Raw genomic sequence first — 22172 nt, 5'->3', positions numbered from 1 at the left:
CTTGAATGAGCCGTTACGTATTCTGCAACGCAACATAATCATGCCATGCAAATCGGTCTTATGCGAAATCACGTGCAGACTGAAACGATACATCTACTCACATTACTCTCCGGACTCCCCGGAAGATCCGACGGCCAAGGCGCATCGAAATACGCTGCGCAAATTCATCTTCAATGACCTGCAGGGCATTGAAGGATATATCGACCCTCCCGACGCACTTGTCTTTCTCACCCTGCTCCAGGGGCAGGAAAAGCTGGATCTGGCCGGTGGCGTGGCGGAAATCGGCGTCTATTACGGGCGCTCCTATTTCCTTTTCAAAAAAGTCTGCGGCGACAGCGAAAAGATCCTCGCCATCGATCTCTTCAATCTGGATCAGCCGGAAAACGGCACAGAAACCCAATATGATCGTTTCATCGAAAATGGTCGGCGGCTCGAATTGCCGGTCGATCGGCAGCTCGTCATCAAGGGCGACAGCACTCTTTTGCAGCCGGGCGAGATTATCGAAAAGATCGGTCGCACGCGTTTCTTCAGCATCGACGGCGGTCATATGCTCCACCATGTCGCTGCCGACAGCATGCTGGCCCTCGACACGCTTGCGCCTCACGGCATCATCGCTTTCGACGACACGTTCAACCCGGCATGGCCTGAGGTCACGGTCGGGGTGACGGACTTTCTGCGCCAGCACGAGGGCGAACTGACCACCTTCTGCGTGACGAAATACAAGACCTATGTCTGCCGCAAGGAATTCCATGCCATCTATTCTCGCATGATCGCCGAGGCGCCGGATCTGCGTGCCTTCGACCATGTCGAAACCGAGTTTCTCGGCGCCAATGCAGCAAGATTGGACAATCCAATGGCCCGGCGTATGGTCTACGAGGTGATGGTCAGATTGGGTATGCGGTCCCTTTCGGAACGGATTTACCGCTGACGGTGCAGGTCTTTCATCATTACCAAAGCGTAATGATATAACACCTTCGTGATACCTTGAATCAATGTTCCGCCGCACTTACTTGATACATGCATTGGTGCGGGATCGGCAACGATCCGCGCCATTTTCGGTTCGCCTTTCTGCAGGGACAGCAAATACCAGAGGGAGCCGACAACGATCGGAAAGGGGTGCTTATATGGCCCGCAATAATTTGCCTTCCATTACTGCCGGTGAAGCCGGCCTTAATCGTTATCTCGATGAAATCCGCAAGTTTCCCATGCTGGAACCGCAGCAGGAATACATGCTTGCGAAGCGTTACGCCGAACACGGCGACCGGGATGCCGCCCATAAAATGGTGACCAGTCACCTTCGTCTCGTGGCCAAGATAGCCATGGGCTACCGCGGTTATGGCCTGCCGATCGGCGAAGTCGTGTCCGAGGGCAATGTCGGCCTGATGCAGGCCGTCAAGAAGTTCGACCCGGAACGCGGCTTCCGCCTGGCCACCTATGCCATGTGGTGGATCAAGGCCTCGATCCAGGAGTATATCCTGCGTTCGTGGTCGCTGGTGAAGATGGGTACGACAGCCAACCAGAAGCGCCTGTTCTTCAATCTGCGTCGCCTCAAGGGCAAGATCCAGGCGATCGAGGATGGCGACCTGAAGCCCGACCAGGTCAAGGAGATCGCCACAAAGCTGAACGTCTCCGAGGAAGAGGTCGTATCCATGAACCGCCGCCTTTCCGGCGACGCTTCGTTGAACGCACCGATCCGCGCCGCTGAAGGTGAAGCCGGCCAGTGGCAGGATTGGCTGGTCGACGACAGCGAGAGCCAGGAAGCGGTTCTGATCGAACAGGACGAACTCGATACACGTCGGCGGATGCTCGCCAAGGCACTCGCCGTGCTGAACGACCGCGAACGGCGGATTTTCGAAGCCCGTCGCCTGACCGACGACCCGATCACGCTCGAAGAGCTGTCGTCGGAATTCGACATCAGCCGCGAACGTGTGCGCCAGATCGAGGTCCGCGCCTTCGAAAAGGTTCAGGACGCCGTCCAGAAGGAGGCGCTCGCCCAGGCCCAGGCACTTCGGGTTGTAGACGCCTAACGGCTTAAAATGCCTTGCTAATTTAGAGAGACCGCGACCCTTTGGCCGCGGTCTTTTTTTGTTCGTTTCTGTCTCACCGATGCGACACCTCCGGGAACATTTGAATTGAACCGAAACTGACTTGCATCAAGTTCACCATCCTTGCCCGCTAGTACGATCAGACCGAATAGTCGGGGCCTAGAGGAGAATGACTGATGAAAGCAGCACGCTGGTACAGCGCCAAGGATATCCGTGTCGAGGAAGTCACCGAGCCGAAGCCGGCAGCCGGACAGGTCAAGATCAAGGTCAAGTGGGCCGGCATCTGCGGCAGCGACCTGCATGAATATGTTGCCGGCCCGATCTTCGTGCCGGTCAAGGCGCCGCATCCGGTCAGCCACGATATCGCGCCGATCATCATGGGCCACGAATTTTCCGGTGAAGTGTCCGACGTCGGCGAAGGCGTCGAGCGGGTCAAGCCCGGCGACCGGGTCGTCGTCGAACCGATCCTTGCCTGCGGCAAGTGTGACGCCTGCCTGCACGGCAAATACAATCTCTGCGACAATCTCGGCTTTCACGGCCTGTCGGGCGGCGGCGGCGGTTTCGCCACCTACACGACGGTCGGCGAGCGCTGGGTCCACAAGATGCCGGAAGGCCTCTCCTTCGAACAGGGCGCCCTTGTCGAGCCGGCGGCGGTCGCGCTGCATGCCGTGCGCATTTCGAGCCTCAAGGCCGGCGGCACTGCGGCCGTCTTCGGTGCCGGGCCAATCGGCCTCCTCGTCGTCGAAGCCCTGAAGGTCGCAGGCGCCTCCGCCATTCACGTCGTCGAATTGTCGCCGCAGCGCGGTGCCAAGGCGATCGAACTCGGCGCCACCAGCATCATCGATCCGTCGAAGGAAAATGCAGCCCAGCGTATCCGCGAGCTGACGCCCGGCGGCGTCGACGTCACGTTCGAAGTCACCGGCGTACCCGCTGTCCTGCAGCAATGCATCGACGCCACCCGCTACGAAGGCGAAACCGTGATCGTCTCGATCTGGGAAAAGGAAGCGCCCTTCCAGCCCAACACGGTGGTGCTGAAGGAAAAGAGCCTGAAGGGCACGATCGCCTATCGCGACGTTTTCCCCGCCGTCATGAACCTGATGGTACAGGGCTATTTCTCCGCCGATCAGTTGGTGACCAAGCGCATCGAACTGGATGACATCGTCACCCAGGGATTCGACACGCTGGTCGCCGAAAAAAGCCAGATCAAGATCCTGGTCCGCTCGCCCGATTGATCCTCCCGAGCAAATCGAGCGAGGAGCCCGCGGCAGTTCATCGCCGCGGGCTCTTTTTATCCTTTACCGAACACCGGGCGGCAGCCTCTGCTGTCTGTCCGCCGACGCAATCTCCGCAAATGCGGAGCGGATCAGATCGACGAACAGAAAAAGAGTCAGGCTCGCCCCCATCGCCGGCAGCGCAACGCCGAGTGCGATGGCGACCACCGCCGTGACACTCTTGGCCGGTGCCGGGAGATAGGTGAAGGCCTTGAGCAAGGTACGGGGCGAACCTCCCGCGACCGGGCGACGCAGCCACCACATCCGATAGCCGTAAGCGACCGATACCATCAGCCCGATCCCGAATGCTGCCATGACGATCTGGTTCACCACACCGAACAACACGCCCATATGGGCATCGATCCCCCAGCGGATCAGCTTGGCGATGATCGGGAAGGTGACGAAATCGGCGCGGCTGGTGACGCTCATCCTTGCCGGATCGACAGCGACCGTATCCACCTGCGTCGGCCAGCTGCGATCATATTCGCTGACCCGGAAGGCCTGGTCGATCGTCCGTGGCGGCCGGACCTCGATCATCGGCGAGTCGATACCCGCGGCACGTGCCGTTTCGACCACCCTGTCGATCTCCGCCAAAGTCTCGGCTTCCGGCTTGGCCGGTGCCGTCGGCTGTGGCGCCATGGCCATGTGATCGGCGTGTTCGCCCATCGGCTTCGGAGCTTCGCCATTGGCACGATCGCCTCTGTCGAGATCGACCGTGATCGATGGCGTGACCCAACCGACCCCGCTACGGAACTGGTCGATATTGTTGCCCGCCCAGCGCGACCATGTGAGCCCCGTCGCCGACAGGAAGAGCAGCCCGATCGAAAGCCACAGCCCTATCAGGCTGTGCAGCCGCCGTTGCCGCGCAGCCCTGCCGACATTCTTCGGCAGGCGGCGCTGCTGGAACCACAGGTAGACTCCCCCGAGAACCGCGATCCACATCCACGAGGCAGCAAGTTCGCTGTAATTGCGGCCGATATCGCCGAGCAGAAGATTGCGATGCAGATAGTCGAGCGTGGTGCGGAACGGCAGCACACCGCTCGTGCCATAGGCCACGAACTCGCCCTGCACCGCAAGCGAGGCAGGATCGACGAAGACAGTTCGGGTCTCCGACTCACCGAGACCCGACTGGGTGAACATTACCCGTGTCGTGCGCCCCTCCGCAGTCGAAGGCCGGATGGCAAAGAGGCGAGGTCCCTCGCCGATCGCTGATCGGGCGACGGCGATTTGTTCAGCAAGCGGCCTGGCCGGCCCACTGGACTGCGCCATCAGCTGGTCCCGGTAGAGCCAGCTTTCGATCTGCGGCGTCAGGACATAGAGCGTACCGGTGAGCGCCGCGATGAAGATAAAGGGCGCGATGAACAGGCCGACATAAAAATGCAGCCTGGTAATGAACTGGCGAATGGTGGCGGATGCCTGATCGCGGCTTGCAGTGTCAGCCGACATGGGCACCTCCGCACGATAGCGCAGGCGGCTTGAGGCCCGCAAATGCGGTCCGGTAAAGGGTCATGATGTTCTCCAATAGACGACGGCCGGCGCAGGCACCGGCAAAAAAGGATTGCGTCAGACTGGAAGAACGGGAGGCCCACGCGCGTGGCGGCTGAGCCCCAGATGGGTCGGAGGGACGGATATGTCGCGTATCGCAATAACCGCGACAGGTCGCGTGGTCGCAGGTCCGGCGGGCCACGGCGCCTTGGCGGGAATACCGATATGAACCGAGGCATTGATCTGGCAGGCGGTGAGGCAACAGTCTCTATTGTGGCCCGAATGCGAGGGGTTGCCGGGACCATGCTGGTCACCGTGGCTCGCATCCCCCTCCGCAGCATGATCTCCATGGTGAGCGGCGCCATCGGCGGAACAGATGACCGCGTCGGCAGTCGATGCCAGTACCATGACACCGGAGCCGAAGCCTCCGATCAGCGCCTGCATGGCCATCAGAACGCCGGTCAGAGCGGCCAGGGGACCGCCGCAGAACCCGTCGTCGATGAGCTGCCTGAACATACGCATGGTAGCACGTCATCATGGTGAAACTGATGATTGTCAATGCGACAATATTGCAGGTGGCAGGCGGCCGCTTGACGAAAAAAGCCCGCGAAACGAATGTTCGCGGGCTTTGAGGATTGTCTGAAGAACCTTCGTTACTCGCCGGTGCGGGTTCCGCTCGTCTGGCTCCACTCGCGGATCGCCTCGTCGAAGGCTTTGACGCCTTCCGGCCCCTTCTGCAGCGTCAGCAATGCGCGGCGGCCGTTACGATAGGCAAGCGGGATATCCATCCAGTTACGGGTCTTCAACAGATCGAGATTGGTCTTTTCCGCATCCGGAAAATCGTTGAGCGCGACCATGTGGAAGTCGTCGGTAATCTTGGCCGGAACGGCGACCAGCGCATTGCCGCGATCCTGCTCTGTCTGCTTCATCGCAATTCTGAGAACGCTTTCGATGGCGCCACCTTCAAAATCAGGCGGTACCGCAAAGACGATCTCGATGAGATGGCTCGCCGGCAAGGACGAATCATTGTTGCGCTTCAGCGTCAAAAGAGCGGTCAGCCCGCGACCCGGCACGGTGATGCGTCCCTGGACGACCGGTTCAGGCGGCCCGCCATTCTGCGCAGCCTCGTGCTGCAACGACCAGGAGACGGTTCCATCGATGGCCGTCGGTGCCGACTGTCCGATACGCTCCTCGTAGAGGAACATCTTTTCTCCAGATACGGCAGGCGTTTCGGAAGGAGATGCGCTCGGAGCAGCAGGGGACGTACCGGCCGGCGGCGTTGCCGCCGCATCAGCGGGCGGCGCGGCCTGAGCAGGTGTCTGGGCTGACGCTGCCGGAGCAGGCGTGGCCGGCGGCGTATTCAACTGGGCCACCGACTGCCCTTCGGCATTCTGCGCCAGGCTGCTTGTATCGCCGGGACCTGCATCGGCCTCGGAACCGTTTTCCAACAGCCGCTGGGTGAACTTGGCTCCCGCGGCAGAACCATCCGCCGCAGGCGGCGTATGTTGTGCCGCAGGTGCGGCGGCGCTCTGCTGCGGCTGGGCAGCCGGCGTTTGTGGTGCAGGCGACGCAGGCGTGGCCGGCGTCGTTGCAGCAGATGTCTGCTGCGCCGTCTCGCTGCCGTCGGTGCTCTTGGAGATCAGCCCACCCACCATATCATTCAGCTGATCACGATACATCCAGACGCCATAGGCGCCACCGGCAACGATCAGCAGCGCGACAAGTCCCAGAATGATGCCGGTATAATTGCGCTTGCGGACCGGAGTAACGCGGTAAGGCTTGGCCGGGGGCGACAGGAGATCGCTGAAATCGTCGTCGGCAACGGCTGCCTGCGGCTTCTGTTCGCCGGCCGGCGCGTCCTTGGTATAGCCGATCAGGTCTTCCAGATCGCTCCACGGGTCGCGCTCGTCCTGCTTGTCGCTCGCGGGAGCGGAAGGCTGTGCGTTGACATAGGCCTCAAACGGATCGTCGGCGGTTTCCTGCGCAGTGACCGGCCGTGCCGGCTCGGCCGCGGCAGGGATGCTGCTGGCAGGCGGCATGCGTACGGGCTCGGCAGAGACATGCATCTCCTGCCCAAAATGCGCCTCAACCGGCGAGGCTCGATGTGCCGTATCAAGATGACGGGTGAGGTCGTCGACCTCATCCCAGGAAGCCGCCTTGCGGCTGTCGGCCACCGGTTCCTCGGCCTGTTCCGGCCACCATTGCTGGGGTTCCGCAGTGGCAGATACGGCCGGTTCAGCGGCCGGCACATGATCCTGCGGCGGCCAGTCGAGCGTCGGCGCGCGAAGCGCGGAAGCAGCAGCTTCAGGCTCGGGAGCCGCGTGCAGATCACTGCGCCCGTCATCGGGAACGTCGTCACGCCAGTCGCCGTAGCGCTCGACCTGCTGGTCGTCTTCGCTGGTGGCGTCCTGCCGCCCATGTCGAACTTCGCTGTGGATTACCGGTTCCGGTTCGTCATAACGGTCATCCGACGGCAATTCTTCGGCGGAAGAGGCATGTCGGACGTCATCCAGCTCCGGCTGATTCGCATGCGCGACCGGTTCCGGCTCAACCGGCGCCTCATCGTGATGCGCCGTCGCATCAGGCTCCGGTTCGTGTTCGATCGGCTCCGGTGCAGCGACCTGCGCCGGAACGTCCGGCTCCGGCTCGACATGGTCTGCAACCGCTGCGGGTTCGTGGTATTCCACTGGCGCGACGACCGGGGCAGCAACCTCCGGCTCGGCCGGAAGTGCCTCGGAATGCTCGGTTTCCACCTCGACAATGGCTGTTTCCAGCTTGTCCAGCTGCCGGCGGAGCATTTCCTCCGGCGGGCGCGGCTTCATGTTTTCGAGCTGCCGCTGAACAGCGCCGCGCGCCTTCTCGTAGACCCTCTCGCGGGCCTCAGGCGTGTTGGTCGCCAAACCGTCAACAGCGCGGCGGATTACCGCTACAAAATCAGCCATCAGAACTTTCTCATGGTCGCCGGCATCTGCCAGCCGAATGGATAATCAATTCTTGACATTAGTCCTCAAACGGATCGGTCACAAGTATGGTGTCGTCGCGCTCGGGGCTTGTGGACAACAGTGCAACCGGCGCGCCGATCAGTTCTTCCACCTGTCGCACATACTTGATCGCCTGGGCAGGCAGGTCAGCCCACTTGCGCGCACCGACCGTCGATTCTTTCCAGCCTTCGAGCGTGACATAGATCGGCTCGACACGGGCCTGGGCGGCCTGCGATGCGGGAAGGTAATCGATCGTCTGGCCATCGAGCTTGTAACCGACGCAGATCTTCAGCTCTTCAAGGCCATCGAGAACGTCGAGCTTGGTCAGTGCGATGCCGGTAATACCATTGGTAGCAACCGACTGGCGAACCAGGGCGGCATCGAACCAGCCGCAACGACGCTTGCGGCCCGTAACCGTGCCGAACTCATGCCCCTTTTCGCCGAGGAACTGACCGATTTCATCGGTGAGTTCCGTCGGGAACGGACCTTCGCCGACGCGCGTCGTGTAGGCCTTGGTGATGCCGAGAATGTAGCCGAGCGAACCCGGCCCCATGCCGGAACCGGCAGCGGCCTGGCCGGCAACCGTGTTCGACGAGGTGACGAACGGATAGGTGCCGTGGTCGATGTCGAGAAGCGACCCCTGAGCGCCTTCGAACAGGATGCGCGAGCCCTTGCGGCGTTCCTTGTCGAGCAGCTGCCAGACGCTGTCCATGAACGGCAGGACGGTGTCGGCGATCGAGGTCAGTTCCTCCATGATCGTCTTGTGTTCGACTTCGGCTGCGCCAAAACCGCGGCGCAGCGCGTTGTGATGGGTGAGGATGCGTTCGACCTTGGCTTCCAGCGCATCCGGATCGGCGAGATCCATGACGCGGATGGCCCGGCGGCCGACCTTGTCTTCATAGGCCGGGCCGATGCCGCGGCGGGTCGTGCCGATCTTGGTACCGCTGTTGGAAGCGGCGTCCTCGCGCATCCCGTCAAGCTCGCGATGCAGCGACAGGATCAGCGTGGCGTTTTCAGCAATTCTGAGATTTTCCGGGGTCACAGTGACGCCCTGGGCTGCAAGGCGACCCATTTCGGCGATCAGCGCATGCGGGTCGACAACCACGCCATTGCCGATGACAGCCATTTTGCCCGGGCGCACGACGCCGGACGGCAGCAGGGAAAGCTTGTAGCTGACACCATCGATGACGAGCGTATGGCCGGCATTATGGCCGCCCTGGTAGCGAACGACGATGTCCGCCCGTTCTGAGAGCCAGTCGACAATCTTGCCCTTGCCCTCATCGCCCCATTGCGAACCCACGACCACACAGTTCGTCATATCTGCTTCCTGCCCTTTGGACAAAACCTTGGCGCCTGGAGCAGTCTTTTGACCGGTCCGACGCCAGGCTCGACAACAATCTTCTTCTTCGATGCCAACCGTTCAAAAACCGGCAGCACCACAAACGCGCGCATCTATAAAGCCTTGGCCAAAGGAAAGCGACCTGTTTGTGACGCGCCCAAGGTTTTTGCGTGACAAACGCCGAAACCACACGCTAATGCGGTTGCATAACCAATAAGATCGCGTCGCGGCGCCGATGCGCGGAGGAGACCCGGTGCATCGTCAGGCCTATTTGTTTCTTGTCGTCGCAACCTTGTGTTGGGGCGGCAATGCGGTTGCGGGAAAGCTGGCACTCGGCCATATCAGCCCGATGATGCTGACCTTCTGGCGCTGGTTCTTCGCCGTCGTCATCATCTTCGCCATATCGACGAAGGAACTGCGCCGCGACTGGCCGGTGATCCGCCGCAGCCTGCCGGTCCTCGGCTTTCTCGGCGTCGTCGGTTACGTCCTGTTCAACGCCGTCCTTTATACCGCCGTCACCTATACCAGCGCGATCAACGCCACCGTCGAGCAGACGTTGATTCCGGTGCTGATTTTCGTTTTGAATTTCGTACTGTTCAAAACCAGGGTCACCTGGTTGCAGATATTGGGATTCGGTCTGACCGTCATCGGCGGGCTGATCACCGCCTCCCACGGAAGCCTCAATACCCTCTTGACCCTCACCGTCAATTTCGGCGATGCGATCATGATCATCGCCATCGCGGCTTATGCGCTCTACACGATCGCGCTCCGCTGGCGCCCGGCCATCAGCTGGAAAAGCCTGATGGCCGTGCCGGCGCTCTTTGCGCTCGTCTTCAGCATTCCCTTCCTCGGCTGGGAATATTCCGCCGGCAAGATGATCTGGCCCGATAGCACCGGCTGGGTGATTGCGCTTTATACGGCGGTTTTCGCCTCGCTGGTCGCCCAGGTCCTCTATATCCGCGGCGTGGAGGCGATCGGTCCCAACCGGGCCGGGCTTTTCATCAATCTCGTACCCGTTTTCGGTACGATCCTGTCCGTCATCGTGCTTGGCGAACAGCTGCAGCTTTTCCATGTCGCGGCACTGGTTCTGGCGCTCGGCGGCATCGCCATCGCCGAACGCGGAAAACCGGGCTCCGCGTGAGCCCGGCTTGTCTCGTCTAGAGCGGCACGCCGCTCAGATGTCGTAATAGGCTGGCGACTTGTCCGAGATCGCATGAAGATGTGCATCGCCTCCGTCGGCAAATACGGGCCTGCCATCGCCGACGATCAGGTCGCCAAGCGCCGTCTCGACCACCAGCACACGCTCGATACGACCCTCGGCAGAGATCGCATAGGCGATCCGCATCACCGAAGCCGACCAGCCGAGGCCGGTCAGTTGATCGCGCTTGATATCGGCGCAGTCGAAACAGCCCTGAGGTGCCGCAGCCTTGACCTCGTCATTCGCGAACAGATCCAGATAGGCATCAACCGCGCCGATCGCCTCATCCACCGCAGCGCTGATGCCGATGATCTCGCTGCGCTGCGCTGTGGTGAAATCGTCGGCCTGACGCCTGACGGGCGCCGCAGCGGCCGCATCGGCATGTGCGACGACAGTGGAGGCAAGATCACGCGCAAAACCGCCGGGACCGGCGGCATTGGCTTCCTTGCCATGAATAAGCGCGGCCAGAACGGCCGCCGAAATGATAAGCTTCCTGATCATTGCCCGAACCCTGTTTGCGGACGGCTCTCTGGCCATCTCGTTTCGTTATGGCACGACAATAGGCCCCACAGCTTTTCGGCGGCATTAAATGGAAAGATGCAATTTTAGCGAAATCCGATTTTTTCCCGGCTTGGCACAGACGATCCCCGTCGCGAACGCAAAAAAGCAGCACCGCAGGCGGAAATTGATGCTTTTCGCGATCGGCCCGATCTCCTACCCCTGTTCCGAACAGAGACGAAGGCGAAGACAGAATGGCCAAGCCGTTTTACTGGAATGAACTCAACACGCTCGATTTTGCCGGACTTGTGCCGGAAAAGACCATCGCCATTCTGCCGATCGCCTCGACCGAACAGCATGGCCCCCATCTGCCGGTCGCGACCGACGTCGCCATCGCCAACGGCATGCTGGGCGAACTGAAAGACCAGCGGCCGGACGATCTCGATTTCCTCGTTCTGCCCACCCAGGAAATCGGCAAGGCCAACGAACATGTCTATGGCCCGGGCTCGCTTTCCTTCGGCCCAGAAATCCTCATCCCCGCCTGGACGGCGATCGGCGCCAAGGTGGCCGAAGCCGGCATTCGCAAGCTCGCCATCGTCAATTCCCATGGCGGCAATGTCGATATCATGAGCATTGTCGGCCGCGAATTGCGCGTCCGTTACCAGATGGTCGTCGCCAGCACCCAATGGGGCCGTTTCGGCAATCCGCCCGGCATGATCTCCGACCACGAGCAGAAATACGGCATCCACGGCGGTGAGGTGGAAACCTCGCTGATGCTGCATTTCCGCCCCGAGCTTGTGCGGATGGAGAACGCGGAAAACTTTGTCTCCGCTGCCGAAAGCCGGTCGCCCTATCTGCAACCTGCCCCGCCGCATGTCCTCTCCTGGCTCGCCCATGACCTCAACCCCAACGGCGTCGTCGGCAATGCGGCAGCCGGCACCGCCGAAAAGGGCGCCGCCATCTGCCGCCATCAGGTGGCAGGTTTCATCGAATTGCTGCGCGCGCTGAGGGATTACCCGCTCGACAATCTCTATGTGAAATAACGGCTCTATGTGAAATGACCGCTTACGCTTCCTGACGCTCGGGCTGGCGCTGTGGCGGCACATGGCCCTTCGCCTCCAGCTCGGCCACCATCTCCGCCAATTCGCCAAGCAGGAATTCGATAAACAGGCTGGTCGCGGTGTCGAGCGTCGAGCGCGACCGGGCAAAAAGCTTCATCGGCTGGTGGCGCGGATGCGGGCCGGCGAGCGGCCTGAATACCAGTTCGCCACGCCGGCATTCCGGCAGCACGTCGAGCGGGTTGAGCAATGTCAGCCCCGTGCCGAGCTTGACGAGCTGTTTCAGCATGTCCGACGCATTGGTTTCGACAACCGGCTGAACAGCGACCGAGAGCGGCGCAAAAGCGAGATTGATGACGTTGCGCAGGCTGGTGCCGGTCTGGGCAAGCACCAGCGGCTCCTGCGCCACATCGGCGAGATCGATCGGCCCCTCGCCGGCCAGCCTGTGGCCGGGCGGCATGACGGCGCCGATCGGAATGTCGAAATTGGCCAGCGTTCGAATACCCGGCGTTGCCGGAATGTTGAAGCCGAGGCCGATATCCACCTCGCCGGCCAGAACCGGCGACAATGTCGTCGCCGGCCCGTCATTGCGCAGGTGCACATGGACCCGCGGATGCTGGGCAACGAAGCGGGCGATGATTTCCGGCAAGGGCCCGGCCGCCAGCCCGACGGTCGCCACCAGCGAGACCCTGCCGACCTGTGGCATCTTCAGGCCGCGAATGCGCGATTCCATCCGCTCATAGGTTTTCAGCACTTCACGGATATGGTCGATGCAGAGCTCGCCCGCCGCCGTCAGCTTCAGTCCGCGCGGCATGCGCTCGAAGATCGGCACGCCCAGCTCTTCTTCCAACGCCAGGATTTGCCGGTTGATCGCCGACGAGGCGACATTCAGCCGGGCGGCGGCCTTGCGGATCGAACCGCAGCGGGCGATCTCGTCGATATATTGCAGTTTTCGAGAATGCAGCATGCCGGATAAATCCCCCATTTCGGCATTTTTCGCCCCTTCGAAAGCCTCTTGGGAGCGTTTTCATGAGCGATGCCTGAAAGGCATCGATGCGAACGAATTTTGATGCTTTTCAAAGATCGAGGCAACCGCTCAAATGTGCGATAACAGGCACTCCCACGATGCCGCAGGGTTTAACAGGGGAACGAAGCGATAATGTCCAATACTTTGATGATGAAGAGTTTTATCGCAGCGCTCGGTCTCACCGCCGCAGCCGTGGCGGCAGCGCCGGCACTGGCGCTCGACGAAGTATCCTACGGCACCAACTGGCTGGCCCAGGCGGAACATGGCGGTTTCTACCAGGCCGTTGCCGACGGCACCTATGAAAAGCACGGCCTGAAAGTGAAGATCGTCCAGGGCGGCCCGAATGCCGCCAACCGCGCGCTGCTGATTGCCGGCAAGGTCGATTTCTACATGGGCGGCCAGCTGGGCGACATGGATGCCCGCAAGGAAGGTATCCCTCTGGTCAGCGTCGCCTCGATCTTCCAGAAGGACCCACAGGTGCTGATGGCGCATCCCGATGCCGGCATCGACAAGTTCGAGGACATGACCAAGCTGACGACCATATTCATGGCTCAGGAAGGTTTTTCGACCTATTTCGAATGGATGAAGAAGCATTATCCGGGCTTCAAGGAAGAACAGTACAAGCCATACACGTTCAACCCGGCCCCCTTCATCGCCGACAAGCAGTCGGCACAGCAGGGTTACCTCACCTCCGAACCCTATGAGATCGAAAAGCAGGCCGGCTGGAAACCGAAGGTCTTCCTCCTGGCCGATGCCGGCTTTGCCCCTTATTCGACGATGATCACCGCCATGCAGAAAACCGTCGACGAGAAGCCGGACATGGTCCAGCGCTTCGTCGATGCCTCGCTCGAAGGCTGGTACACTTATCTCTACGGTGACAACAAGGCCGGCAACGACCTGATCAAGAAGGACAATCCGGAAATGACGGATGGTCAGATCGCCTTTTCCATCGCCAAGATGAAGGAATACGGCATTCTGGAATCCGGCGAGGCTTTGACCAAGGGCATCGGCTGCATCACCGACGACCGCTACAAGAAGTTCTTCGAGGAAATGGTGGCGATCGGCGTCGAGCCCAAGGATCTCGATTACAAGCAGGCTTATACCAGCAAGTTCGTCTGCAAGGGCGTGGGCATGGCTCTGAAGAAGTAACCATGTGACTGGCTGGAGGGGGGATAACCCCGCCCCTCACCTGCCGCGCCCTTCGGACCCTTCTCCCTGTTTTGGCGGGGAGAAGGGATTAGCCAGCTCCTTCCGGCGCCCATATGCGTGGCCTGCGTCCTATGCTCTGGCTTCGTGCGAGGTGGACGCATTAGGGTAAGGCAAATCACGCAGACATCTCCTCAAGGCTCGCAATGACCCTGTCGCCAGTTCCGACGCCTACCTCTGCAGAAGCCCGCAAACGGCCGCTCGTTGCCATGCGCAGCGTCTCCAAGCAGTTCTCCAGCGGCACGGTCGCACTGTCCGACATGTCGCTCACCGTCGAGGGCGGCGAATTCGTCAGCCTGCTCGGCCCGTCCGGCTGCGGCAAGTCGACCGCCTTGCGCATCATCGCCGGCCTCGGCGAGGCTTCTTCCGGCACGATCGACTGGCCAAGCTCGCGCATCAATTCCAAGGGACTTCCGGACGGCGATATTTCATTCGTTTTCCAGGAGCCGACGCTGATGCCCTGGCAGACCGTGTTCGGCAATGTCCACCTGCCCTTGAAACTGCGCGGCGTCTCCAGGGCCGCCGCCCGCGAAGAAATCATCAAGGCGCTGGAAACGGTCGGGCTCAAGGATTTTACCGAAGCCTATCCGCGCGAACTTTCGGGCGGCATGAAGATGCGCGTCTCGATCGCCCGCGCGCTGGTCACACGGCCAAAACTTCTGCTGATGGACGAGCCCTTTGCAGCCCTTGATGAAATCACCCGCCAGAAGCTCAACGACGATGTGCTTAGGCTGTGGAAGGAGACCGGCATTACCGTCGTTTTCGTCACCCATTCGGTGTTCGAAAGCGCCTATCTGTCGAACCGCATCGTGGTGATGAAAGCCCGCCCCGGCCGTGTCCATGCCGATTTCCCGCTCGTCACCAGCATGGAACGCGATGCCCATTACCGCACCTCGGAAGACTATCGGCAGGCCTGCGAAAAGGTCTCCAACATGCTGATCGAGGCAATCGGCGGAGGCGAACACTGATGGCCGGTAAAACCGATATCCTCATCCGCACGCTGATCCCGATCGCGGTCGTTGTCTGCCTCATCCTGATCTGGCAGGCGATCGTCACGGCTTACGCGGTGCCGCAATATATCCTGCCCGGCCCCGCCGCCGTCTGGGCTTCGCTGATCAAGGACTGGGGCACGCTGTCGCCGGCTTTGCTGGTCACGGCCAAGATTACCCTCCAGGCGCTGGCACTGGCGTTGATCGGCGGCGTCGGCATCGCCATCTTCCTCGTCCAGTCGAAATGGATCGAGCTCGCCTTCTACCCGATCACTGTCATCCTGCAGGTGACCCCGGTGGTGGCGATCGCGCCGCTGATCCTGATCTATGCCCCGACGACGCAGGTCGCGCTGCTGATCTGCGCCTTCCTCGTCGCTTTTTTCCCGATCCTTTCCAACATGGTGCAGGGCCTGAAAAGCGTCGATCATAACCTCTTGAACCTGTTCGACCTCTACGGCGCTTCCCGCTGGCAGACGCTGATCTACCTGAAACTGCCCTCCTCGCTCCCCTATTTCATGACCGGCCTGAGGATCGGCGGCGGACTGGCGCTGATTGCTGCCGTCGTCGCCGAATTTGCCGCCGGTTCCGCCGGTGCCGGCTCCGGCCTCGCTTTCCGGCTTCTCGAAGCGCAATACCGCCTCAACATCCCCCGCCTGTTTGCAGCCCTCATCCTCCTGTCGCTGCTCGGCGTCGTCATCTTCTGCATCACCTCCCTCATTTCCTGGTTCTTCCTGCACCGCTGGCATGAGAGCAGCCTGAAGAGGGAAAACTGATGGCCAATGAATTCATGTCCCTCCCCGAGGCGGACCGCTTCGCGCTGTCCAACGTCACCCTGCCGGCGATCTGCGTCGAAGGTTTCGACGCCCCGGCAAGACAAGGGCTGGTCTCAGCCGATCTCGTCATCGCCCATGGCAAGGTCGAGGCGATCCTCCCGGCCAGCACCGCGCCCACCGATCTTCCCTATGCGGACCTGCGCGACGGCATGGTCTTTCCCTGTTTCGTCGACATGCATACCCATCTCGACAAGGGCCATTTCTGGGACCGCCGGCCGAACCCGGACGGCACCTTCATGGGCGCGCTCGAAAACGTTCGTGCCGACCGCATGGCAAACTGGTCCGCGGAAGACATGCGCGCCCGCATGGAATTTGCCCTGAAGAGCGCCTACGCCCACGGCACCAAGCTGATCCGCACCCATCTCGACAGCATCCCGCCGCAGCCGGATATTTCCTTCCCGCTATTCTCCGAAATCCGCGAGGAGTGGAAAGGCCGCATCGAGCTTCAGGCCGTCGCCCTCCTGCCGCTCGAAAGCGTGCTGGATGAAGCGATCTTCGGCCCGATCGTCGCCACGGCGAAACGGCATGGCGGACTGCTCGGCGGCGCCACTCGCCTCCTGCCGGATTTCGATCGCATCCTCGAAACCCATTTCCGCGCCGCTGCCGACAATGGCCTCGATATCGACTTCCATGTCGACGAGACCGAGGATCGCGAAGTCCTGACGCTCGAAGCCATCGCCGATACCAAGCTGCGCCTCGGCTTCGAGGGTTCGGTCACCGTCGGCCATTGCTGCTCGCTGGCGAGACAGGACGAAGACACGGCCAGACGCGTCATCGACAAGGTGGCGAAGGCCGGCATTTCTGTCGTCTCGCTGCCGATGTGCAACATGTATCTGCAGGACCGCCACGAAGGACGCACGCCGCGCTGGCGCGGCACCACGCTGTTCAAGGAACTGGCGGCTGCCGGTGTGCCGACTGCCGTCTCCTCCGACAATACCCGCGATCCGTTCTATGCCTACGGCGATCTCGATGCTGTCGAAGTTCTGCGCGAGGCAATCCGCATCCTGCATCTCGACCACCCGCTCGATGAGGCGGCGCGCATCGTCACCACCTCGCCGGCCGACATTCTCGGCCGGCCGGATATCGGCCGCATCGCAGCCGGGCTTCCTGCCGATCTCGTTCTGTTCAGCGCCCGCCGCTGGAGCGAATTCCTCTCTCGTCCGCAGGCCGACCGCATCGTGATGCGGAATGGCAAGGGCATCGACCGTCGCCTGCCGGATTACCGTGACCTGGACCCGATTTTGGATAAGTGACCATGCGCCGCTGGCGGCAAGCCCGCATTCGGATGGCGTGATGGCCGGAAAGAAGAACTGACATGGCCGACTACGAACAGATAAAGAAGGATCTCGAAGGTATCGCGCTGGAGGACAATCCGGCGCTGGTGCGCCAGAAGAGCCGCGATTTCTACTGGTATTCCCCGGTCCTCAAACGCCAGCTCGACACGGTCACCGCCGATCTCGTCGTCTCGCCGAAGAGCGAGGAAGAGGTGATCCGCACCCTCAAGGTCGCTTATGCCCATGGCGTGCCCGTTACCCCGCGCGGCGCCGGCACCGGCAATTACGGCCAGGCCATGCCGCTTTCTGGCGGCATCGTGCTCAACCTCATCAACATGAACCAGGTGAGGGCAATCCACCCCGGCCGCGTCATCGCCGAGCCCGGCATCGTGATTGCCGAACTCGACCGCCAGACCCGCGCCCATTCGGGCCAGGAACTGCGTTTCCACCCGTCCACCGCCCAGACGGCAACGATCGGCGGTTTCATCGCCGGCGGCTCCGGCGGTGTCGGCTCGATCCACTGGGGCGGGTTGCGCGACCTCGGCAACATTCTGCGCCTGCGCGTGGTGACGATGGAAGCCGAGCCCAAGGTGCTGGAACTCACCGCCTGGGACCTGCAGAAGGTCACCCACGCCTATGGCACCAACGGCATCATCACCGAGGTCGAAATGCCGCTTGCCCCGGCCTATGACTGGGTCGATGTTCTGGTCGGCTTCGATGACTTCATGGATGCCGTGCGCTTCGGCGATGCCGTCGCTCACAAGAACGGTATCCTCGTCAAGGAAATCGCCCCGATCGCCGCCCCGATCCCTTATGACTATTTCCCCCGCCACAAGCCGTTCATCCGCCACCGCGACCAGTCGATCTGCGTCTTCATGGTGGCGCCGCAGTCGATCGATGCCTTCGCAGCCTTTGCCGAACGCCAGAAGGCCGAGATGCTGTTCCGCTCCGACAAGGTGGAGAGCATGAAGGGCATCCCGCATGCCTATGAATTGGCCTGGAACCACACGACGCTGCGGGCGCTGAAAGTCGATCCGAGCTTCACCTATCTGCAGGTCCAGTATCCCGGCCCCGACCATGTCGAAAAGGTAGCGAAGATGACCGAAATCTTCGGCGATGAAGTGCCGGGACATCTCGAATTTTTGAAATTCGACGGCCGCATCCAGTGCTCCGGCCTGCCGCTCGTCCGCTTCACCAGTGAGGAACGGCTGGAGGAGATCATCAGGATCCATCAGGACAATGGTTGCCCGATCTTCAATCCGCACCGTTACACGCTGGAGGAAGGCGGCATGAAGCAGACCGACGTGGTGCAGCTGGCCTTCAAGAAGGAGACCGATCCGAAGGGCCTGCTCAACCCCGGCAAGATGATCGCCTGGGAAAACCCGGATTTCGATTTTTCCGCCGGCGAGAACTATCTCTTTCCCGGTCTCGCATCGGCAGGTGGCTGATGAAGATCCTGGTCATCCACTCCCACCCGGTCGAATCGAGCTTCGGTTCGGCCCTGCATGCCGAGGTTCGCGAAACGCTGAAGAAGGCCGGGCACGAGGTGGATGACTGCGACCTCTACGCTGAAAACTTCAACCCTGTCCTGTCGCGGGAAGAACGGCTTGGTTATCACACGGTGCCGGAGAATATCGAACCTGTCCGTGCCTATGTCGAAAGATTAAGGGCAGCCGATGCGCTGGTCATCGTCACCCCGGTTTGGAATTTCGGCTGGCCGGCGATGCTGAAGGGCTATTTCGACCGCGTCTGGTTGCCCGGCGTCACCTTCGACATGGAGGGTGGGGACCATGGCAAGCTAACCCGCAAGCTCACCAATATCAGGAAGCTTGCCGTCGTCACCACCTATGGCGGCAATCGCTGGCGCGCCTTTCTCGCCGGCGATCCGCCACGCAAGCTCGCCACCCGCGTGCTGCGCGCCGTCACCAATCCGGCCCGCGGCGTCACCTACCTTGCCCATTACGACATGAACAATTGCACAGCCGAAACCCGCGCAGCGTTCCTAGCAAAGGTCCGGAAAGCGATGCAGACATTCTGATCCACAACGTCCTATCCAAAAACCGTCTTCGGCTGTTGGATCAAAGCGCTAAACCGCCGCGCGTTTGCCGGTCTCGCGCGCCTCAAGCCGGCGTTGACGCCAGCTGAGCTTGCGGCCGCTATCGTCGTTATGGCTGTTGCGGATGCGCCGGACGAGCAGCCAGATGGCGATGACCACGACAGGGACCGCCGCTCCCGTCAGCGTCTCCGGCGCAATATCGAGCCCCGCATAATGGGTAAGCTTGGCGAGATAACCGACAAGCCCGATGACGTAATAGGAGATGGCCGCGACCGACAGGCCTTCGACCGTCTGCTGCAGGCGCAATTGCAAATGGGCGCGCTGGTCCATCGAGGCGAGGATTTCGGTGTTGAATTTCTGTAGGTCGACATCGATCCAGCTGCGCAGCAGCGCCGTTGCACGGGTCAATTTCTGCGACAGGTTCATCTGCCGCTCCTCGACCGACTGGCAGGTGCGCATCGCCGGTGCCAGCCGGCGATTGAGGAAGGCGCCGAGCGTCTCGTTGCCCGGCAGGGCCTTTTCCGCCAGCATGCCGACACGGTCCAGCACGATATTGTTGTAAGCGCGGCTCGCACCGAAACGATAGAGGCTGAGCGCGGCATTGGCCTCGAGTTCGGCTGCAAGCGTGGTGATTTCCGCCAGCATCGCATCCGCCTCGTCTCGGGCATGCTGCTTCATCCGCTGGGTGATCGCGGTAAACCGCGCCTCGATCTCACGGATCTCCGGCGACAGGCCCTGCGCCAGCGGCAGACCCATCATCGCCAGCGTCCGATAGGTTTCGATATCGAGGATACGCTGGGCGAGCATGCCGCGCGCCGCATCGGTCATGCCGTGGTCGAGAACCAGGAATTTCGTCAGACCATCGCCGTCCTGGCGAAAATCGGTGATCAGCGTCGCATGACCGTCGGCCACCATGCTCTGACAGAGGCTGGTCGGGTCGAACCGCGCCGTGACATCCGAAATGTCCTCGCTCGCCGGACGGATTTCGATCCGCACGCCCGAGATGAATGGACCGGGCGCCTTGAAGCTCGCGCCGAATGGATTGACCGCAATCTCCGCGCCGAAGGTTGCCGGCGCCGGCGTATCCCAGAAATAGGTCGAGAATTCCGTATGCCTTTCCCAGCGCAACGTACCGCTGCCCCAGGTCATGGTGTGATGGCTGGTCTCCGGTGATGGTGCCGGCACCCCCTGCCCCAGCGAAAGTTCGGCAAGAATGGCATGGTCTGCGGCAAGGCTCTCGTCGGTCAGGAACGCCACCTGGAAAACCACCCGCGGCAGCGGCAAAAGCGTGTAGGGCCGCGCATGGATCTCGCCAAGCGCACGCGCCCTGACATCAGCGATCGGAAACGAGAAGCTGCGCTTGGACATTCGGTATTCCCCACGTCTGCACCACAATGGCCAGATCTTCACGCTTGACTATTATCAAATGAACGTGAGCACACGACGCGGCGCTTTGCCGCAGAAACCTTTATCACGCGGGGCCCGGAAGGGCATACGGCTGTGAATTCGGCCGGCCCGCAGCGATCGCTTAAACTTTTCATTAAATCTTAGGAGTCATCTATCGGATATGACCCGAGTTTCTGCGATGCGTATTGCGTTTTTCATCGCGCTCCTTTCTCTCGCCGGCTGCGCCACCGCACCGAGCAGGATCACCAACGCCTGCGCGATTTTCGACCAGCGGGATGGCTTCTTCAACAACTGGGAGCGACAGGCCCGCGCAGCCGCCAGCGAATACGGCGTGCCGGTCCCGATCCTGATGGCGACAATCTATGTCGAGTCCGGTTTCCAGGCCAATGCCCGTCCGCCACGCAAATGGTTCTTGGGCTTCATCCCCGGCAAGCGCGCCTCCTCGGCCTTCGGTTACGCCCAGGCGCTCGACGGAACTTGGGATACCTACAGGCGTGCCACCGGCCGCTGGGGCGCCCGCCGCAACGATTTCGGCGACGCCATCCGGTTCGTCGGCTGGTATCATTACCAGACGAGCGCCCGCAACGGCGTTGCCCGCAACGATGCCTACAATCTCTACCTTGCCTATTACGCCGGCCACGCCGGTTATGATCGCGGCCAGTTCAGCGGCAGCCTGAGGCAGACAGCCAAAAAATCCGCCGGCATGGCCGCTCGCTACGCCGGCCAGCTCAAAGGTTGCGGTTACTAAGCCTTCCGACGCGGTCGAAGGGCCGGATCCGGCCGCCTACGTCTTGGCCGGCTGGAATTCGGTCTCGATGATGATCGTGATATCGTCGCCGATGGACTTTATCTGCGGCGCGACGCCCCAGTCGCTGCGCTTCAGCACCGCCTCTGCCGAAAAACCGATCTTCGGCGTCTTTTCCCGAGGCTGCTCGGCCATCGAACCGTTGAACGTCACCTTCAGCGTCACAGGATGCGTCTGTCCACGAAAGGTCAGGTCGCCCGTCACCTCGCCGCGCTTTTCCCCGGTCATCTCGACAGTATGGGAAACGAAGCGAATCTCCTGACCGGCGAGGAATTTGTCGGTCGTGCCGATCTCCTTGTCGAAATCCTCTTTCTCGGGAAACGGATAGTCGGTGCGCACGGAGGTCGGATCGATCACTGCCGTGACTTTTGAGCCAATCGGACTGACAGCGTCCCAATCCAGCTCGGCCGACATTCTGGTAAAGCGTGCCGTAAAGTTTGAAAGCCCCAGATGATTGATCTTCCAGGTAACGCTCGAATGCGCCGGATCGGAAACATAGGTACCCGAAGGAGCTGCCGCCGGCTTCTCGTCGGCTGCCGCTGACGTCGCCAGAAGCGCTACCAGAGAAAGAAGTTGGAGGTATTTCATGGACTTGTATTTCCTGGCTGAATCGGCTGTTTGACTATTACCGGCTTGAGCCGGCTTTGTCGCCTGCCTGCAGCACGATCGCAACACGGCATGGAACACGTCCTCGCGCGAT

21 protein-coding genes are annotated in these 22172 nt (G+C 61.3%); 13 read left to right on the top strand and 8 right to left on the bottom strand.

Annotation, left to right across the window (positions count from 1 at the left end; genetic code table 11):
- Window positions 1-154: 154 nt before the first annotated feature.
- From AC2GXZ_RS02990 to AC2GXZ_RS02980, 3 genes are all read left to right on the top strand, one after another.
- Complete coding sequence (locus tag AC2GXZ_RS02990; RefSeq protein WP_483758248.1) at window positions 155-928, top strand: class I SAM-dependent methyltransferase; 774 nt, start codon at window positions 155-157, stop codon at window positions 926-928.
- Window positions 929-1124: 196 nt separating this feature from the next.
- The gene (gene rpoH, locus AC2GXZ_RS02985; RefSeq protein ID WP_483757630.1) at window positions 1125-2027 is read left to right on the top strand and encodes an RNA polymerase sigma factor RpoH; all 903 of its coding nucleotides are present in this window, start codon (window positions 1125-1127) and stop codon (window positions 2025-2027) included.
- Window positions 2028-2221: 194 nt separating this feature from the next.
- Window positions 2222-3277 carry a 2,3-butanediol dehydrogenase gene (locus AC2GXZ_RS02980; protein WP_483757629.1) on the top strand — a complete coding sequence of 352 codons (1056 nt, stop codon included), beginning with the start codon at window positions 2222-2224 and terminating at the stop codon, window positions 3275-3277.
- Between the two features lie 63 nt (window positions 3278-3340).
- On the opposite strand, the gene AC2GXZ_RS02975 is transcribed toward AC2GXZ_RS02980, so the two are convergent.
- The 4 genes from AC2GXZ_RS02975 to AC2GXZ_RS02960 form a co-directional block, all read right to left on the bottom strand.
- The gene (locus AC2GXZ_RS02975) at window positions 3341-4762 is read right to left on the bottom strand and encodes a PepSY-associated TM helix domain-containing protein (protein ID WP_483757628.1); all 1422 of its coding nucleotides are present in this window, start codon (window positions 4760-4762) and stop codon (window positions 3341-3343) included.
- A 117-nt stretch (window positions 4763-4879) separates the two neighbouring features.
- Window positions 4880-5323, bottom strand: a complete 444-nt coding sequence (locus AC2GXZ_RS02970; protein WP_483757627.1) for a hypothetical protein — start codon at window positions 5321-5323, stop codon at window positions 4880-4882.
- A 131-nt stretch (window positions 5324-5454) separates the two neighbouring features.
- Complete coding sequence (locus tag AC2GXZ_RS02965; protein ID WP_483757626.1) at window positions 5455-7743, bottom strand: hypothetical protein; 2289 nt, start codon at window positions 7741-7743, stop codon at window positions 5455-5457.
- Between the two features lie 58 nt (window positions 7744-7801).
- The gene (locus AC2GXZ_RS02960; RefSeq protein ID WP_483757625.1) at window positions 7802-9100 is read right to left on the bottom strand and encodes an adenylosuccinate synthase; all 1299 of its coding nucleotides are present in this window, start codon (window positions 9098-9100) and stop codon (window positions 7802-7804) included.
- A 48-nt stretch (window positions 9101-9148) separates the two neighbouring features.
- Here AC2GXZ_RS02960 and AC2GXZ_RS02955 point away from each other — a divergent pair, with 48 nt between their 5' ends.
- Together AC2GXZ_RS02955 and AC2GXZ_RS02950 are read left to right on the top strand one after the other, a co-directional pair.
- A complete protein-coding gene (locus AC2GXZ_RS02955; RefSeq protein ID WP_483757624.1) occupies window positions 9149-9295 on the top strand; it encodes a hypothetical protein in 147 nt (48 codons plus the stop codon).
- Window positions 9296-9374: 79 nt separating this feature from the next.
- Window positions 9375-10262 carry a DMT family transporter gene (locus AC2GXZ_RS02950; RefSeq protein ID WP_483757623.1) on the top strand — a complete coding sequence of 296 codons (888 nt, stop codon included), beginning with the start codon at window positions 9375-9377 and terminating at the stop codon, window positions 10260-10262.
- A 33-nt stretch (window positions 10263-10295) separates the two neighbouring features.
- Here the strand turns inward: AC2GXZ_RS02950 and AC2GXZ_RS02945 are convergent, their stop codons facing one another.
- Window positions 10296-10820 (bottom strand): transglutaminase-like cysteine peptidase, encoded by a 525-nt coding sequence (locus tag AC2GXZ_RS02945; RefSeq protein ID WP_483757622.1) that lies wholly within the window; start codon window positions 10818-10820, stop codon window positions 10296-10298.
- Between the two features lie 251 nt (window positions 10821-11071).
- Here AC2GXZ_RS02945 and AC2GXZ_RS02940 point away from each other — a divergent pair, with 251 nt between their 5' ends.
- Complete coding sequence (locus AC2GXZ_RS02940) at window positions 11072-11860, top strand: creatininase family protein (protein ID WP_483757621.1); 789 nt, start codon at window positions 11072-11074, stop codon at window positions 11858-11860.
- A 22-nt stretch (window positions 11861-11882) separates the two neighbouring features.
- Here the strand turns inward: AC2GXZ_RS02940 and AC2GXZ_RS02935 are convergent, their stop codons facing one another.
- Entirely contained in the window at window positions 11883-12842 is a 960-nt protein-coding gene (locus AC2GXZ_RS02935) for a LysR family transcriptional regulator (protein WP_483757620.1), read from the bottom strand.
- 192 nt (window positions 12843-13034) lie between these two features.
- On the opposite strand from AC2GXZ_RS02935, the gene AC2GXZ_RS02930 reads away from it, so the two are divergent.
- From AC2GXZ_RS02930 to AC2GXZ_RS02905, 6 genes are all read left to right on the top strand, one after another.
- Window positions 13035-14051 (top strand): ABC transporter substrate-binding protein, encoded by a 1017-nt coding sequence (locus AC2GXZ_RS02930; RefSeq protein WP_483757619.1) that lies wholly within the window; start codon window positions 13035-13037, stop codon window positions 14049-14051.
- 203 nt (window positions 14052-14254) lie between these two features.
- Entirely contained in the window at window positions 14255-15076 is an 822-nt protein-coding gene (locus tag AC2GXZ_RS02925) for an ABC transporter ATP-binding protein (RefSeq protein ID WP_483757618.1), read from the top strand.
- Window positions 15076-15870: an ABC transporter permease gene (locus AC2GXZ_RS02920; protein ID WP_483757617.1), complete on the top strand. Its 795-nt coding sequence runs from the start codon at window positions 15076-15078 to the stop codon at window positions 15868-15870. The genes AC2GXZ_RS02925 and AC2GXZ_RS02920 overlap by 1 nt, the downstream gene beginning before the upstream one ends.
- Window positions 15870-17183 carry a cytosine deaminase gene (locus tag AC2GXZ_RS02915; protein WP_483757616.1) on the top strand — a complete coding sequence of 438 codons (1314 nt, stop codon included), beginning with the start codon at window positions 15870-15872 and terminating at the stop codon, window positions 17181-17183. Before AC2GXZ_RS02920 ends, AC2GXZ_RS02915 begins: the two co-directional genes overlap by 1 nt.
- Window positions 17184-17245: 62 nt before the next feature.
- Window positions 17246-18652, top strand: coding sequence for an FAD-binding oxidoreductase (locus tag AC2GXZ_RS02910; protein ID WP_483757615.1), 1407 nt, complete (start codon window positions 17246-17248; stop codon window positions 18650-18652).
- Window positions 18652-19242, top strand: coding sequence for an NAD(P)H-dependent oxidoreductase (locus AC2GXZ_RS02905; RefSeq protein WP_483757614.1), 591 nt, complete (start codon window positions 18652-18654; stop codon window positions 19240-19242). The genes AC2GXZ_RS02910 and AC2GXZ_RS02905 overlap by 1 nt, the downstream gene beginning before the upstream one ends.
- A 48-nt stretch (window positions 19243-19290) precedes the next feature.
- Here AC2GXZ_RS02905 and AC2GXZ_RS02900 read toward each other — a convergent pair whose 3' ends face one another.
- Complete coding sequence (locus tag AC2GXZ_RS02900; RefSeq protein ID WP_483757613.1) at window positions 19291-20628, bottom strand: DUF3422 family protein; 1338 nt, start codon at window positions 20626-20628, stop codon at window positions 19291-19293.
- 217 nt (window positions 20629-20845) lie between these two features.
- Between AC2GXZ_RS02900 and AC2GXZ_RS02895 the strand changes: the two genes are divergently transcribed.
- Window positions 20846-21415, top strand: a complete 570-nt coding sequence (locus tag AC2GXZ_RS02895; RefSeq protein WP_483757612.1) for a transglycosylase SLT domain-containing protein — start codon at window positions 20846-20848, stop codon at window positions 21413-21415.
- 36 nt (window positions 21416-21451) lie between these two features.
- Here the strand turns inward: AC2GXZ_RS02895 and AC2GXZ_RS02890 are convergent, their stop codons facing one another.
- Window positions 21452-22060, bottom strand: coding sequence for a YceI family protein (locus tag AC2GXZ_RS02890; protein WP_483757611.1), 609 nt, complete (start codon window positions 22058-22060; stop codon window positions 21452-21454).
- Window positions 22061-22172: the final 112 nt, after the last annotated feature.

This window comes from Aliirhizobium sp. YIM B11859, assembly GCF_057163345.1.
The sequence above is the reverse complement of the archived record's forward strand: the minus strand, read 5'-3'. Positions and strand labels throughout refer to the sequence as shown.

Bases quoted from the DNA above. Each gene is read 5' to 3' on its own strand.
- rpoH (WP_483757630.1), top strand. From the start codon at position 1,125: ATGGCCCGCAATAATTTGCCTTCCATTACTGCCGGTGAAGCCGGCCTT.
- AC2GXZ_RS02980 (WP_483757629.1), top strand. From the start codon at position 2,222: ATGAAAGCAGCACGCTGGTACAGCGCCAAGGATATCCGTGTCGAGGAA.
- AC2GXZ_RS02975 (WP_483757628.1), bottom strand. From the start codon at position 4,762: ATGTCGGCTGACACTGCAAGCCGCGATCAGGCATCCGCCACCATTCGC.
- AC2GXZ_RS02970 (WP_483757627.1), bottom strand. From the start codon at position 5,323: ATGCGTATGTTCAGGCAGCTCATCGACGACGGGTTCTGCGGCGGTCCC.
- AC2GXZ_RS02965 (WP_483757626.1), bottom strand. From the start codon at position 7,743: ATGGCTGATTTTGTAGCGGTAATCCGCCGCGCTGTTGACGGTTTGGCG.
- AC2GXZ_RS02960 (WP_483757625.1), bottom strand. From the start codon at position 9,100: ATGACGAACTGTGTGGTCGTGGGTTCGCAATGGGGCGATGAGGGCAAG.
- AC2GXZ_RS02945 (WP_483757622.1), bottom strand. From the start codon at position 10,820: ATGATCAGGAAGCTTATCATTTCGGCGGCCGTTCTGGCCGCGCTTATT.
- AC2GXZ_RS02940 (WP_483757621.1), top strand. From the start codon at position 11,072: ATGGCCAAGCCGTTTTACTGGAATGAACTCAACACGCTCGATTTTGCC.
- AC2GXZ_RS02935 (WP_483757620.1), bottom strand. From the start codon at position 12,842: ATGCTGCATTCTCGAAAACTGCAATATATCGACGAGATCGCCCGCTGC.
- AC2GXZ_RS02930 (WP_483757619.1), top strand. From the start codon at position 13,035: ATGTCCAATACTTTGATGATGAAGAGTTTTATCGCAGCGCTCGGTCTC.
- AC2GXZ_RS02925 (WP_483757618.1), top strand. From the start codon at position 14,255: ATGACCCTGTCGCCAGTTCCGACGCCTACCTCTGCAGAAGCCCGCAAA.
- AC2GXZ_RS02920 (WP_483757617.1), top strand. From the start codon at position 15,076: ATGGCCGGTAAAACCGATATCCTCATCCGCACGCTGATCCCGATCGCG.
- AC2GXZ_RS02915 (WP_483757616.1), top strand. From the start codon at position 15,870: ATGGCCAATGAATTCATGTCCCTCCCCGAGGCGGACCGCTTCGCGCTG.
- AC2GXZ_RS02910 (WP_483757615.1), top strand. From the start codon at position 17,246: ATGGCCGACTACGAACAGATAAAGAAGGATCTCGAAGGTATCGCGCTG.
- AC2GXZ_RS02905 (WP_483757614.1), top strand. From the start codon at position 18,652: ATGAAGATCCTGGTCATCCACTCCCACCCGGTCGAATCGAGCTTCGGT.
- AC2GXZ_RS02900 (WP_483757613.1), bottom strand. From the start codon at position 20,628: ATGTCCAAGCGCAGCTTCTCGTTTCCGATCGCTGATGTCAGGGCGCGT.
- AC2GXZ_RS02895 (WP_483757612.1), top strand. From the start codon at position 20,846: ATGCGTATTGCGTTTTTCATCGCGCTCCTTTCTCTCGCCGGCTGCGCC.
- AC2GXZ_RS02890 (WP_483757611.1), bottom strand. From the start codon at position 22,060: ATGAAATACCTCCAACTTCTTTCTCTGGTAGCGCTTCTGGCGACGTCA.